The organism is Lentilactobacillus sp. Marseille-Q4993 (assembly GCF_951230165.1).
Taxonomy (GTDB): Bacteria; Bacillota; Bacilli; order Lactobacillales; family Lactobacillaceae; genus Lentilactobacillus.
The window spans coordinates 36,846-50,403 of the sequence record NZ_CATNVB010000008.1; the positions used below are offsets into that span (position 1 = coordinate 36,846).

16 protein-coding genes are annotated in these 13,558 nt (G+C 41.6%); all 16 read left to right on the forward strand.

What is annotated here, in order from left to right:
* Window positions 1-175: 175 nt before the first annotated feature.
* Window positions 176-838, forward strand: a complete 663-nt coding sequence (deoC, locus tag QOW94_RS04785; RefSeq protein ID WP_283679090.1) for a deoxyribose-phosphate aldolase — start codon at window positions 176-178, stop codon at window positions 836-838.
* Between the two features lie 24 nt (window positions 839-862).
* Window positions 863-2,059, forward strand: coding sequence for a phosphopentomutase (locus QOW94_RS04790; RefSeq protein WP_283679091.1), 1,197 nt, complete (start codon window positions 863-865; stop codon window positions 2,057-2,059).
* Between the two features lie 12 nt (window positions 2,060-2,071).
* On the forward strand, window positions 2,072-2,785 hold the full coding sequence (gene deoD / locus QOW94_RS04795) for a purine-nucleoside phosphorylase (RefSeq protein WP_283679092.1): 714 nt from the start codon (window positions 2,072-2,074) through the stop codon (window positions 2,783-2,785).
* Between the two features lie 17 nt (window positions 2,786-2,802).
* A complete protein-coding gene (locus tag QOW94_RS04800) occupies window positions 2,803-3,750 on the forward strand; it encodes a sugar-binding transcriptional regulator (RefSeq protein WP_283679093.1) in 948 nt (315 codons plus the stop codon).
* A 33-nt stretch (window positions 3,751-3,783) separates the two neighbouring features.
* Entirely contained in the window at window positions 3,784-5,085 is a 1,302-nt protein-coding gene (locus tag QOW94_RS04805; protein ID WP_283679094.1) for a pyrimidine-nucleoside phosphorylase, read from the forward strand.
* 266 nt (window positions 5,086-5,351) lie between these two features.
* Window positions 5,352-5,798 carry a 3-hydroxyacyl-ACP dehydratase FabZ gene (gene fabZ, locus QOW94_RS04810; RefSeq protein ID WP_283679095.1) on the forward strand — a complete coding sequence of 149 codons (447 nt, stop codon included), beginning with the start codon at window positions 5,352-5,354 and terminating at the stop codon, window positions 5,796-5,798.
* Window positions 5,799-5,816: 18 nt separating this feature from the next.
* Window positions 5,817-6,290 carry a MarR family winged helix-turn-helix transcriptional regulator gene (locus QOW94_RS04815; protein ID WP_283679096.1) on the forward strand — a complete coding sequence of 158 codons (474 nt, stop codon included), beginning with the start codon at window positions 5,817-5,819 and terminating at the stop codon, window positions 6,288-6,290.
* Window positions 6,290-7,270, forward strand: coding sequence for a beta-ketoacyl-ACP synthase III (locus tag QOW94_RS04820; protein ID WP_283679097.1), 981 nt, complete (start codon window positions 6,290-6,292; stop codon window positions 7,268-7,270). The genes QOW94_RS04815 and QOW94_RS04820 overlap by 1 nt, the downstream gene beginning before the upstream one ends.
* 34 nt (window positions 7,271-7,304) lie before the next feature.
* Window positions 7,305-7,541: an acyl carrier protein gene (locus QOW94_RS04825; protein ID WP_283679098.1), complete on the forward strand. Its 237-nt coding sequence runs from the start codon at window positions 7,305-7,307 to the stop codon at window positions 7,539-7,541.
* Between the two features lie 12 nt (window positions 7,542-7,553).
* Window positions 7,554-8,462: an ACP S-malonyltransferase gene (locus tag QOW94_RS04830; RefSeq protein WP_283679099.1), complete on the forward strand. Its 909-nt coding sequence runs from the start codon at window positions 7,554-7,556 to the stop codon at window positions 8,460-8,462.
* Between the two features lie 6 nt (window positions 8,463-8,468).
* A complete protein-coding gene (gene fabG, locus QOW94_RS04835) occupies window positions 8,469-9,200 on the forward strand; it encodes a 3-oxoacyl-[acyl-carrier-protein] reductase (RefSeq protein ID WP_283679100.1) in 732 nt (243 codons plus the stop codon).
* 16 nt (window positions 9,201-9,216) lie between these two features.
* Window positions 9,217-10,446 carry a beta-ketoacyl-ACP synthase II gene (fabF, locus tag QOW94_RS04840; protein ID WP_283679102.1) on the forward strand — a complete coding sequence of 410 codons (1,230 nt, stop codon included), beginning with the start codon at window positions 9,217-9,219 and terminating at the stop codon, window positions 10,444-10,446.
* 2 nt (window positions 10,447-10,448) lie between these two features.
* On the forward strand, window positions 10,449-10,928 hold the full coding sequence (accB, locus tag QOW94_RS04845) for an acetyl-CoA carboxylase biotin carboxyl carrier protein (RefSeq protein WP_283679103.1): 480 nt from the start codon (window positions 10,449-10,451) through the stop codon (window positions 10,926-10,928).
* Between the two features lie 2 nt (window positions 10,929-10,930).
* Window positions 10,931-11,347: a 3-hydroxyacyl-ACP dehydratase FabZ family protein gene (locus QOW94_RS04850; protein ID WP_283679104.1), complete on the forward strand. Its 417-nt coding sequence runs from the start codon at window positions 10,931-10,933 to the stop codon at window positions 11,345-11,347.
* 19 nt (window positions 11,348-11,366) lie between these two features.
* A complete protein-coding gene (accC, locus tag QOW94_RS04855) occupies window positions 11,367-12,740 on the forward strand; it encodes an acetyl-CoA carboxylase biotin carboxylase subunit (protein ID WP_283679105.1) in 1,374 nt (457 codons plus the stop codon).
* Window positions 12,727-13,551 carry an acetyl-CoA carboxylase carboxyltransferase subunit beta gene (locus tag QOW94_RS04860; protein WP_283679106.1) on the forward strand — a complete coding sequence of 275 codons (825 nt, stop codon included), beginning with the start codon at window positions 12,727-12,729 and terminating at the stop codon, window positions 13,549-13,551. Before accC ends, QOW94_RS04860 begins: the two co-directional genes overlap by 14 nt.
* The last annotated feature ends 7 nt before the right edge of the window (window positions 13,552-13,558 follow it).

The window sequence follows — 13,558 nt, forward strand, 5'->3', positions numbered from 1 at the left end:
AAGCTGATCTTGATTAGAAGCATTAAGTCAAGTTCGGCTTCTTTTTTCAGTCTCTGTGTCGCGATGATAGTGAATATTTGAGCAAACGTGAACATTTTTTCAACTAAAACGTTTACATTTGTTCGCTGATTCGGTAAAATGAACTTGTAAATAAATGAAAGGGGTTACATTTACTATGACACTTACTACTGAGGAACTCGCAAAATATTTGGATCACACTAATTTAAAACCTGATGCTACTGAGGAAGACATCATTAATACTTGTAAGGAAGCGGTCAAATACAATACTGCATCCGTATGTGTTAACTCTCACTGGATTCCGTTGGTCACTGAACAATTAAAAGGCTCAACAGTCAATCCAATCACGGTAGTTGGTTTTCCGCTAGGGGAAACAAATACTGCAACAAAGGTATTTGAAGCGAAAACTTCTATTGATGAGGGTGCCGAAGAAGTTGATATGGTTCTTAATATCGGGGAATTAATTGGAAACAATATCGATTTTGTAACTAAGGACATTAAGGAAGTGGCTGAAGCCGTTCATGAAAAGGGTAAATTACTTAAAGTTATTTTGGAAACTTCATACCTTAATGATGATCAAATCGTTGCCGGCTGTGAAGCATCTGAAAAAGCTGGTGCTGATTACGTTAAGACATCAACTGGATTTTCTTCAGCAGGGGCACAATTAGATGATGTAGCTCTCATGAGAAAGACAGTTGGGGACAGACTTGGCGTTAAGGCATCTGGCGGTATTCATTCTCGTGAAGAAGCCCTTGCAATGATTGATGCTGGTGCGAGTCGACTTGGAGTTAGTGCCACAGTTAAAATTCTTTCGGATTAACAATGTTTTCTAGGGGGCAAAATTATGAGTTACAAAAAGTATAAACGAATCTTTGGAATCGTTCTTGATTCCGTTGGAACTGGAAATGCTGCCGACGCAGATAAATACGGGGATGTTGGCTCAGATACGCTTGGCCACGTTGGTGAAGCGTATGAAGGAAAACTCAGGATACCTAACCTACAAAAATTAGGCATTTCTAATCTCAGAGAAGATGCAATTCCTGGAGTGGATAAAGTTGATAAACCACTCGGCTACTATGGCAAGATGAAAGAAATTTCAGCTGGTAAGGATAGTATGGATGGCCACTGGGAAATGATGGGATTACCAGTAAAAAAGGCTTTGGACACATTTCCAAATGGCTTTCCAGATGACATTATCAAAAAGTTAGAGGCCTTTTCTGGTCGTCACGTTATTGGTAATCGGCCAGAGTCAGGGACTAAAATTATCGCTGAATTAGGCGAACAACAAATGAAAACTGGGGACTTGATTGTTTATACATCTGGTGATTCAGTTTTGCAGATTGCTGCCCATGAGGACGTAATTCCGCTAGAAGAACTGTACAAAATCTGTGAGTATGCTCGCTCAATCGTAAACGGTCCAGAATACATGATTGGTCGAATTATCGCCCGACCATATGTTGGTCCTGATAAGGATAACTTCACTAGAACCGCTAATCGACATGACTTCACTTTGGAGCCAACAGGCGAAACTGATTTAGATAGATTGAGTAACGCAGGAGTTCACACAGTTGGAATTGGTAAAATCAATGATATTTTCTCTGGCCATGGAATTGATGAAGGTTACCATAATGAAAGCAATATGGATGGAATGGACCATGTTGACCACGTTATGGCAGAGGACTTTGAAGGCTTTTGCTTTACAAATTTAGTTGATTTTGATGCTATGTATGGGCATAGAAGAAATCCAATTGGATTTGGTCAAGCGTTGATGGACTTTGACCAACGACTTGAAAAAGTATTGGCAAACCTTAAGGATGACGATTTGTTATTAATTACTGCTGATCACGGAAACGATCCTGGGTTCAAAGGAACTGATCATACTCGGGAGAACGTGCCAGTGATTGCTTATTCACCTTCGATGGTTGATAGCAATAGTTTGGGACTTAGAGACACATTCTCTGATTTCGGGGCAACTGTAATTGATAACTTTAACGTTGACGCTAATGGTGTTGGTAAGAGTTTTCTTGCTGACCTTAAGTAAGAGGGGGATTTTATGAGTACACATATTGGTGCAAATAAGGGTGATATTGCCGAAACGGTCTTAATGCCAGGCGACCCATTACGGGCAAAATTTATTGCTGAAAACTACTTGGAAGATGTTGTTCAATACAGTGATGTTAGGAATATGTTTGGATTTACTGGAACCTATAAGGGCAAAAAAATCTCCGTTCAGGGTTCTGGAATGGGAATCCCATCACTCGCAATTTATACTACTGAGTTGATCAAAGAATACGGAGTTAAGACGATTTATCGGGTTGGTAGTTGTGGCGGAATGAGCCCAGACGTTCATATGAAAGATGTTATTTTAGGCCAAGCGGGCACAACGGATTCATCAATTATCGCTAATACGTTTGGCTCTGGGATGTACTATTCTCCAATCGCTGATTTTGGGTTACTAGACTCTGCTTACCACACTGCGGAAGAAATGGGAATTTCCACCAAGGTAGGTAATATTTTTGCGGCTGATCGATTCTATAATGATGAGATTGACATGCAAAAATTGATTGACTACGGAGTGTTGGCAACCGAAATGGAAACTAGCGGCCTGTACTTACTTGCTGCTAAACACCACATCAGGGCACTGACTATTTTGACCGTGTCTGATCACTTATTGACAGGTGAGGCAATGTCGGCGAAGGACAGAGAGACTTCGTTTGATGAAATGATTCGGTTAGCCCTTAACACAGCGGTAAAAAACATTAAATAATAAATGAGGTGGCCGGGATGGCAATCGGAAATGACGTTGAAAAACTAAAGCAGAGCTTGCGAGTCGCTGAGCTGTATTATTCAGAAAATTATAGCCAGCAGGAAATCGCAAAGACTCTAGGAATTTCACGGCCGACTGTTTCTCGGCTTCTTCAATATGCCAAGGATGAAGGGCTAGTCAGAATTCAAATAGTAAATCCAATCGTTGATTCTCAAGTGCTGGCTGATCAGTTAAGCGAAAAGTATGACATTGAGGTTCACGTTGTTCCCAGTAATTATGGTGGGCAGACAACGGCAATAAGAAGCGTTGGCAAGTTTGCTGCAGATTACTTAGCTCGGATCGTCAAACCCGGGGACACGATTGGAATTGGCTGGGGGAATACAATCCACGCATTGACTGAATCCATGGAACCTCAAAATGTTTCTGGCGTTCAGGTGGTTCAGCTAAAAGGAAGCGTTAGTTATTCCAGTGAGAAAACTTACGCATACGAGAGTGCAAATGAACTAGCAAGTGCTTATGGCGTAGTACCAGAATATTTACCCCTGCCAGTGATATTTGATAATGATGTAACCAAACAAATGGTTGAAAAAGACAGGTACATTAAGCACATTTTAGAGCTTGGCAAACGAGCTAACGTTGCGTTGTTCACAGTTGGCACCGTCAGATCTGAAGCGTTGATTTTTCAACTAGGGTATTTTGACCATGACGAAATTGAAAGATTGCAGCAGTCAGCTGTCGGGGATATTGTTTCCAGATTTATTGATAAGAACGGTCAGGTTGTTGATTCGGGAATTGATGCTAGGACGATTGGAATTGAGCTTGAAGATTTACGAAAAAAGGAACACGCTGTGTTGATTGCAAGTGGTAATCAAAAAGCAGCTGGAGTTCATGCGGCTATGACAGCTAAGTACGCCAATTGTGCGATTATTGACCAGAGCTTGGCTCAAGTGATATTAGATTATTAACAAGATACCAATAGGATAGGGGAAGTGATCCGAATGAGAATGGTAGATATAATTCATGCAAAGCGGTCCGGGGAAGAATTGACCGACGAGCAGATTCAATTTTTTGTTGATGGGGTAGTTGATGGTAGTATTCCTGATTACCAAACTAGTGCGCTGTTGATGGCTATTTACTTTCAGGGGATGACCGAGAGAGAACAGTCAACATTGACTATGAAAATGATGGAATCAGGGGACCATCTTGATTTGAGTGGAATTCCAGGCGTTAAGCTTGATAAGCATTCAACTGGTGGAGTTGGTGATAAAGTCAGCATTCCACTTGCCGCCGTGGTTGGTTCATTAGGAATTCCAGTGCCAATGATTTCCGGTAGGGGCTTAGGTCACACTGGTGGAACTCTTGATAAACTTGAGGCAATTCCTGGTTACCAAGTGGAAATTTCTGAACAGGAATTCATAAATCAAGTTAAGAAGGAAAAATGTGCAATCATTGGTGCGACCGGAAATATTGCACCAGCAGACAAAAAGATTTACGCATTAAGGGATGTAACTGACACGGTTGACTCAATTCCGTTGATTGCTGGATCGATAATGAGTAAGAAAATTGCTTCCGGGACCGATGCCCTAATTATTGATGTTAAAACCGGAGCTGGAGCATTCATGAAGACGCTCGATGATTCTAGAAATTTGGCTAAGGCATTGGTTGGAATCGGCAAAGGGGTTGGCATGCAGTGCATGGCGATGATTACTGACATGAACCAACCTCTAGGTAATGCGATTGGAAATGCCTTGGAAATCAAGGAATCAATTGAATTACTTAGGGGCGAGGGACCAGCTGACCTTGAAGAATTGACCACGACCATTGGTGGTTATATGGCCAAAATGGGCGGTAAGGCTTCAACTGTTGAAGAAGGAAAACAGCTTTGTGAGGCATCTCTTCATGACGGTTCTGCATTAGCAACCTTTAGGGGAATGATTGAGGCCCAAGGTGGCGATGGTAATGTTGTTGATGATCCGGATGGTGTAATGCCCCAAGCTAAATATAAGATTGAATTTCCAGCCTCAAAAGCTGGGGTGATTTCAAAAATTGTTGCTGATGAAGTGGGTGTCGCAAGTATGCTCCTTGGTGGCGGTCGGCAAAAAGCAGATGATAAACTAGATTATGCCGTTGGAATTGTTCTCCACAAAAAGATTGGGGATAAGGTTGATGCCGGTGAATCATTATTAACGATTTACAGTAATCGTGAAGACGTTGATGACATCAAGAAAATTTTAGCAACTAATATCGAAATCTCTGAATCTGCTAAACCAATGAAATTAATTTATGAAACAATTGAATAGATTGATATAACTAGGGTGGCAACTTGTTTTGCCACTTTTTTTAGTGGTTTGAAAAACTTTTTTATTGATTCATAATACCTAGCAACTTCACGCGGGGTAAAGGGTTTAGCTGATGCTATCAAAAATTCACAAAAAATTAGTTTGATATTCAAACTAATTTATATTATCATTGCTGTTGTCCGATACGGGCCTTTATTTTTACCAGAATAGTTCGAAAATCAAACTATTTTGGTCTTAATAAATTTTATCTTTAAGGAGAACCATAAATGAGTGTATTAGATACTTCTGAAATTATGGATCTAATTCCTAACCGTTACCCAATCCTTTTTATGGATAAGGTTGATGAATTAAATCCAGGCGAGTCAATCGTGGTTACTAAAAACGTAACAATTAACGAAGAATTTTTCCAAGGCCATTTTCCTGGTAACCCAGTAATGCCTGGAGTTTTGATTATTGAATCGTTGGCTCAAGCTGCTTCAATTTTGATTTTGAAATCAGAAAAGTTCAAGGGTAAGACAGCTTATCTTGGTGCAATTGAAAATGCCAAGTTTAGAAAAGTTGTGCGTCCAGGTGATGTTCTAAAGCTTCATGTTGATATGGAGAAAGTTAGAACTAACATGGGAACAGTTAAGTGTGAGGTTAAGGTTGACGATAAAGTCGCTTGTTCATGTAAGTTGACATTTATCGTAGCTGATGCAGATAAGAAGTTGTAATAGTTAGGGGGGCTGATCATGGATCAATTACTTGATAGAGAAAACAAAAAGAATTCTGATTTCAAGCTAATTAGTGATTCAATGATTGATATCTATGACAGTATTATGCGAATTGAAGAAACTGAAATTCGTAAAAGTCGGTTTAAAGATGTCACCGCTAAGGAACTTCACTTAGTTCACGCGATTGGCCTTCACGAGCACAAGACAACTTCTGAAGTAGGCAACTACCTCAAGCTTAGTAAAGGCACGTTGACTGCTAATCTTAATACGCTTCAAAAGAAAGGATATATTCGTAGGGTTCAGAACCAAAGGGATCGGCGAATAATCAATTTGGAACTTACTGATAAGGGAAGATTGCTATTTCGGGCTCATGATGCGTTTCATCACGCACTTGTTAAACGAGTCCTGGATGATTTTTCTGATGACAGTATCGACATAATTGAGCAGGTTTTAGATAATCTGCTGGGTTTTATTGATGAGGTATCTAAATAATGAAATTTGAAAACATTTCCGTTCTTGAAACTGCTAAGGCGGTTCCAAGTAAAGTTGTTACTAATGATGATTTAGCAACGATGATGGATACCTCTGATGAATGGATCACCCAACGAACGGGAATAAAACAACGGCACGTTGTTGACGAAGAAACGACGACAAGCTTAAGTACGGATGTTGCCAGTCAATTATTGACTAAATCGGGATTATCCGCAGATGAGATTGACTATATCATCGTGGCAACCATGTCACCAGATTTTCTCTCACCTTCAGTTGCCGCAACGGTTCAAGGAAAAATCGGTGCCACTAAAGCAGTTGCTTTTGACTTGAGTGCGGCTTGTTCTGGCTTTTCATACGGGTTGTCGGTAGCAAGGCAAATGCTCATTGGTGATGAACCTAAAAGGGCAATTGTGATTGGTGCAGAGGTGCTATCCAAGCTCCTTGATTGGCACGATCGCAGTACCGCGGTTTTGTTTGGTGATGGAGCTGCGGGTGCACTAGTCGAGAGCGTTGAAGGTGATGGAGCAGTTCTTGGAACTGATTTGAGAACTCTTGGTGATCTTGGCAAGTACCTGACTGCCGGTCAGGTTGGCGAGAACACGCCGTTTCAAAGTGAGTCAACCGAGTTTAGTCGGTTCTTTACAATGAATGGTCGTCGGGTCTACAACTTCGCTGTGAATAATGTCCCCCTTTCAATCGAGAGTGCGTTGGCAGATGCAAATTTAACTGTCAATGACGTTGACCATTTTGTGTTACATCAAGCAAATATTCGCATTATTGAACGAATTGCTGACAAAATGGGGTTGCCTGAATCGAAATTCCACAGTAATATTGCTGAGTATGGAAATACGGCGGCAGCCAGTGAACCAATCCTTCTAGATGAAAAAATCGAGGATGGAACAATCACCAGAGGCGACATTGTAGTACTATCTGGTTTTGGTGGTGGATTAACCATTGGAACTGTTGTATTAAAATACTAATTAATTTATAAAAAATATTTGGAGGAAACAAATTATGACTAAAGAAGAAGTATTCAACAAGGTAAAAGAAATCATCGTGGACCAATTGGACGTAGAAGCAGACAAGGTTACTGAAACAACTAACTTTAAGAACGATTTGGATCTTGATAGCTTGGACATTTTTGAAGTTATCGACAAGATTGAAGATACATACGACATCGAAATCGAAACTGATGATGGTATGGAAACTGTTGGCGAATTAGTAGATTACGTTGTTAAGAAAGCAGAATAGTAGGTAAATAAGTTGAAATTAGGATTTCTTTTTAGTGGTCAAGGTAGCCAGTTTAAAGAAATGGGACAAGACCTTTACCAAACCGAACCAATCTACAAACAAACTGTTGACGAGGCATCTACTGTCCTCGGAATAGATCTAACAAATGCCGATGTGTTTGATGATCCTGACAACGTTCAAGTTGCCATTGTGACCATGAGCACTGGAATCAACCGGATTTTGGCCACAGAGATTGGTCAACCAGTTGGTGCTACTGGCTTGAGTTTAGGTGAATACAGTGCCTTAGTTGCTGCCGGAGCCCTTGATTTGGAAACAGCATTACCATTAGTGGCTGACCGAACTCGGTACATGGCAGAAGCTGGTGCCCAAAATCCAGGTAAAATGGCTGCCGTTATGAAGGCTGCCCCTGAAGTTTTGGAACAGGCGATTGATGAAGGCTCAAAACACGGTAAGGTTTATCCGGCTAATTACAACACTGCGAGTCAAGTTGTTATTGGTGGCGATGCTGATGGTGTCGCTGCCGCAAGTGAATATCTAAAGAGTAATGGGGTAAAGCGGGTCGTGCCACTTAATGTGGCGGTGGCTTCGCATACCCCATTAATGCAATTGGCATCTGAAAAGCTAAATGATCGACTTAAGACCGTAACTTTTTCAGAACCAAACTACCCAGTAATCAGTAACACTACTGCTGACCGGTTTGAAGCATCAGATATTCCATCAACGTTGACTAAGCAGTTAGTTAGCCCAACCCATTTTGATCAGTGTGCTGAAAAACTCGCGAGTCTTTCAGTTGACACGTTTGTTGAAATTGGCCCAGGTGCCACATTAACCAAATTAGTCAAAAAAAGCATTAAGGGTGTTGAAACCTATCACGTTGATAGTGTTGAAACCCTTGCTGAACTAAGAGAAAAATTGGGGTAATAATTAATGGCAGAAGAAGCAAAAATTGCGTTAGTAACTGGTGCCGCCAAGGGAATTGGTTTGGCAACTGCAAAAAAGTTGAGCGATGAAGGTTATCAGGTAACAATCAACGTTCATTCTGATTTGAGTGATGATCAAAAGACAGCTCTTGAAAAAGAGGGTTACTCATTTGATGTTCTTAAGGGTGATGTTGCTAGTGATGATGACGCTAAGCAAATGATTGATTCCGTTGTTGAAAAGCACGGTCAAATTGATTTGCTAGTTAACAATGCTGGTATTACCCGTGATAAATTACTAACTAGAATTAAAGAAGAAGATTTCAAGGCAGTGTTAGACACTAACTTGGTTGGAACCTTTAACATGACCAAATACGCTATGAAGTACATGCAAAAGAAGCGGACTGGTTCAATCGTCAACCTTGCAAGTATTTCTGGAACCCATGGAAATATTGGGCAGGCCAATTATTCAGCCAGTAAAGCTGGAGTTGTTGGTCTAACCAAGACGGCTGCCCGTGAAGGTGCATTAAGAAACATTCGGGTCAATGCAATTGCCCCAGGAATGGTTCGGACTGATATGGTTGATGCCATGAGTGAAAAGCGCCAACAAGAATTTGCTGATACAATTCCGCTTAAGCGGTTTGGTGACGTGGCTGAAATTGCCGAAACGGTTGCTTTTCTTGCAAAGAATGAGTACATCACTGGTCAAGTGATTACTGTTGATGGCGGATTAACGATTTAATTTAAGGAGTAAGTCTATGAATAGAGTTGTAGTTACAGGTATGGGGGCAGTTACTCCATTAGGAAACGATGTTGACACATATTTAACTAACTTGTTTGGCTCCAAGCTTGGAATTAGTCCAATTACTAAGTTTGATGCTACTGAGACAGGAATTACAGTTGCTGGTGAAGTAAAAGATTTTGATGCCACTGTTCGTTTGGACAAAAAGGCATCAAAGCGAAATGATTTATTCAGTAACTACGCCGTATACTCTGCGAAGGAAGCTATGGAAATGGCTAACTTTAAAGATGGTGAGTTGGATCCTTATAGCCTTGGCGTTATTTACGGTTCAGGGATTGGTGGATTAACCACGATTGAAGAACAAGTTATTAAGATGCACGACAAGGGACCTCGTCGGGTTTCACCTTTGTTTGTACCAAACTCAATCGTTAATATGGCGGCCGGTAACATCGCCATTGAATTTGGCGCATTAAACACCAGCCAGGCAGTGGTTACCGCATGTTCATCAGCTACTAATGCCATTGGTAACGCGTTTGAATACATCAAGATGGGTAAAGCGGACGTTATGATCACTGGTGGAACCGAAGCTTCTGTTAACGAAATTGGAATTGCTGGTTTCGCTGCCCTTACTGCTTTATCGAAGAGTGAGAATCCAGAGGATGCTTCCATTCCGTTTGATAAGGACCGTCATGGTTTTGTACTAGGCGAGGGAGCTGCTACGCTTATTCTCGAAAGTTACGACCATGCGATTGCTCGTGGTGCTAACATTCTTGGCGAAGTGGTTGGATACGGAACTACTAGTGACGCATACCACATGACTGCTCCGGATCCAGAAGGTAAGGGAGCCGTTAGAGCAATGCAACAGGCCATTGATGAAGCTGGAATTGATGCTAAGGATGTTGATTACATCAATGCCCACGGTACTAGTACTAAGGCCAATGATAGTGCCGAAGCTAAGGCAATTAGCCAAGTGTTCAAGGATAATGACCACGTTAAGGTAAGTAGTACTAAGTCAATGACTGGTCATTTACTGGGTGCTGCCGGTGCAATCGAAGCCGTTGCTTCTATCGCCGCAATTAACAAGAATCAGATGCCAGTTAATATTGGCGTTAAGAATCAAGACGAAGAATGCCCAGTTGACCTTGTAACAGAGGAAAACAAGAATGCCCAAGTTAACGTTGCAATTAGCAACTCTTTCGGCTTTGGAGGGCATAACGCCGTAGTTGCATTTAAGGGAGTGGACTAGGAATGGATGAGAAGGAGATTGAACGATTACTAGATAAATTTGATAAATCATCTTTGCTGGACTTCAAGTTAGTTCAGGATGATTTTCAGTTGAATCTTAGTAAACGGGAACAGGAGGCTCAGATTGTTCAGGCCCCTGTTGCCCAAAACAATCAAGCTGAATCCACCACAGTTTCAAACGAAGCACCAGCTAACGAGGCGGTTTCTACATCAGATACCACTAACCAACCTGTGGTTAATGATAATCTAACTGATATCAAAGCACCGCTAGTTGGGGTTGTCTACTTTGCTGCCAGTCCTGATAAGCCACCTTACAAAAAGGTTGGTGACCACGTTGCTAAAGGTGACGTGGTTTGTGTGATTGAGGCAATGAAGATGATCAATGAAGTTAAGAGTGACGTCGACGGGACCATTAGAGAAGTGCTTCCCGAAGACGGATCGATGGTTGAATTTGACCAACCAATCTTTAGAGTGGAGGAATAGCAATGGATTTAAACGTACAGGATGTTATTCCTCAACGATATCCATTTCAAATGATTGATTACTTTAACGAAGTCGTTCCTGGCAAACGGGCTACGGCAACCAAGTTAGTAACAATCAATGAATGGTTCTTTACTAATCAAACGGGAAAGGATTTGACGATTCCCCGTCCAATCTTGATTGAGTCAATCGCCCAAACTGGCGTTGCGGCAATTTTAAGTATGGATGAGTATAAAGGTAAAAATGTATTTTTCGGTGGAATTAGATCAGCAACTTTTAAGGATGACTTTCGTCCGGGTGATAAGTTGGTTATGTCCGTGGAACTAGTTAAGCTCAAGCTAAACGTTGGGGTTGGTCACGGTGAAATTTCCCGCGACGGTGAGGTTATTACCGAGGCAGATTTAGTATTTGCCATTGAGTAATCCAATTGAGGTGATTTAAATGTTCAAGAAAGTATTAATTGCAAATCGGGGCGAGATTGCGGTTCAAATCATTCGGGCGCTTCATGATATGGATATTACTGCCGTTGCGGTTTACTCAAGTGCTGATAAGGACAGTTTGTTCGTTTCATTAGCTGATGAAGCAATTTGTATCGGTGGTCCGCAACCTAGTGATTCCTACCTAAATATGGCGGAAATCATCAGTGCTGCCAGTTTAACTGGGTGTGAGGCCATTCACCCCGGCTATGGTTTTTTATCTGAAAACGAAGAGTTTGCTGCATTGTGTGAGCAGTGTCATATTAAGTTCATTGGCCCTGATTCAGACATCATTTCTTTGATGGGTGATAAGGCTAATGCTAGGGATGCAATGAAGAAATATGGCGTCCCAGTAATTCCTGGTAGTGAAGGGGTCGTCAATCAAGTTAGTGACGCGAAGCAAATCGCTGATGAGATTGGTTATCCGGTCTTGCTTAAATCTGCAGCTGGTGGTGGTGGTAAGGGAATTCGAGAAATTGATGAACCAAGTCAACTAGAAGCAGCGTTCTTGGCAACTCAGCAGGAAGCTAGAATTTCGTACGGCGATGACAGTATCTATGTTGAAAAACTATTGCGGGATGCTAAGCATATCGAGATGCAGGTGATTGCTGATAACAGTGGTCACGTGGTCTACCTTCCTGAACGGGATTGTTCACTTCAACGAAGTCATCAGAAAGTAATCGAGGAGAGTCCTTCGATTCTAATCTCTGAGTCAGAACGGAAAGAATTGGGGAATATTGTTGCTACAGCTACTTCAAAATTGGGTTATACCAACACGGGAACTTACGAGTTCTTAATGGATAACGACCATCATTTCTACTTTATGGAAATGAATACTCGGTTACAGGTTGAGCACACAGTTACTGAGGAAGTGACTGGCCTCGAACTAATTAAGGCTCAGATTTTGGTTGCTGCTGGTGAAGATTTACCATTTACTCAAGCGGATGCCGCCGTTAAGGGGCATGCACTTGAATGTCGGTTGAATGCTGAAGATCCTTATCACGGGTTTGCTCCTCGGCCTGGCAAAATTAATCACCTATACTTCCCTGTCGGAACGATGGGGGTTCGATTTGATTCAGGAATCATTGCTGGTAGTTTTATTTCGCCATACTATGATTCAATGATTGCCAAGGTTATCGTTCACATGAATGATCGAGATGTCGCAATCACTAAGATGAAGCGAGTTTTAAGTGAACTTGAAATTGGCGGCGTTACAACTAATCAGGATTTCTTGAACGAAATTCTCCAAAGTGATGGATTCAAGGAAGCCTCTTATAACACTAATTACATTGAACAAGTGATTTTGGCAGATCGGAGGGTTTTAGATGGAGCCAAGTAAATTTCATACTCCAAGCACTGATTTGCTGAAAAAGCGAATGAGTGACTTGCCCGATAATCTTTTAAAAGAATGCCCAGTTTGCCATAAAGTGTTTTTTAGCAATAAGATGGGTGATTTGCATACGTGTCCAAATTGTGGCTACGGTTTTCGTATCACAGCAAAACGCCGGGCTTCAATTACGTTTGATAAATTTGAAGAAATCGATGCTGAGATTACGATTCCAGACCGATACCAAGATATTAAGTACCGCCAAAAAATTGCTAAGGCCGAAAAAATCACTGGGATTAAGGAAAGTGTCCTAACTGGACCGGCAACTATCGACGATGTTGATTTTGCTGCTGGAATCATGGATCCATATTTTATTATGGGTAGTTTAGGCACTTCAACCGGAGAAAAGATTTCTCGGTTGTTCAAACGAGCAACGAAGGAATCCTTACCTGTTGTCATGTTTACGGCTTCTGGTGGGGCTAGAATGCAAGAGGGAATTCATTCTCTAATGCAAATGGCAAAGGTATCTTCCGCGGTTAGCGAACACGCTAATGCGGGGCTCCTATATATCGTTGTTTTATGTGACCCTACTACCGGTGGGGTTACGGCAAGTTTCGCCATGGACGGCGATATTATTTTGGCTGAACCGCATGCATTGGTTGGGTTTGCTGGTCGGCGAGTTATTGAACAGACTATCAACCAAAAGCCACCCGTAGATTTTCAGCGGGCGGAAACAGTATTAGAGCACGGTTTCATTGATTCGATCGTTGCTCGTGCCGATATGAAGAAGACTTTGTACCGACTATTAAAGCTTCACCAGTAAAGGGAGA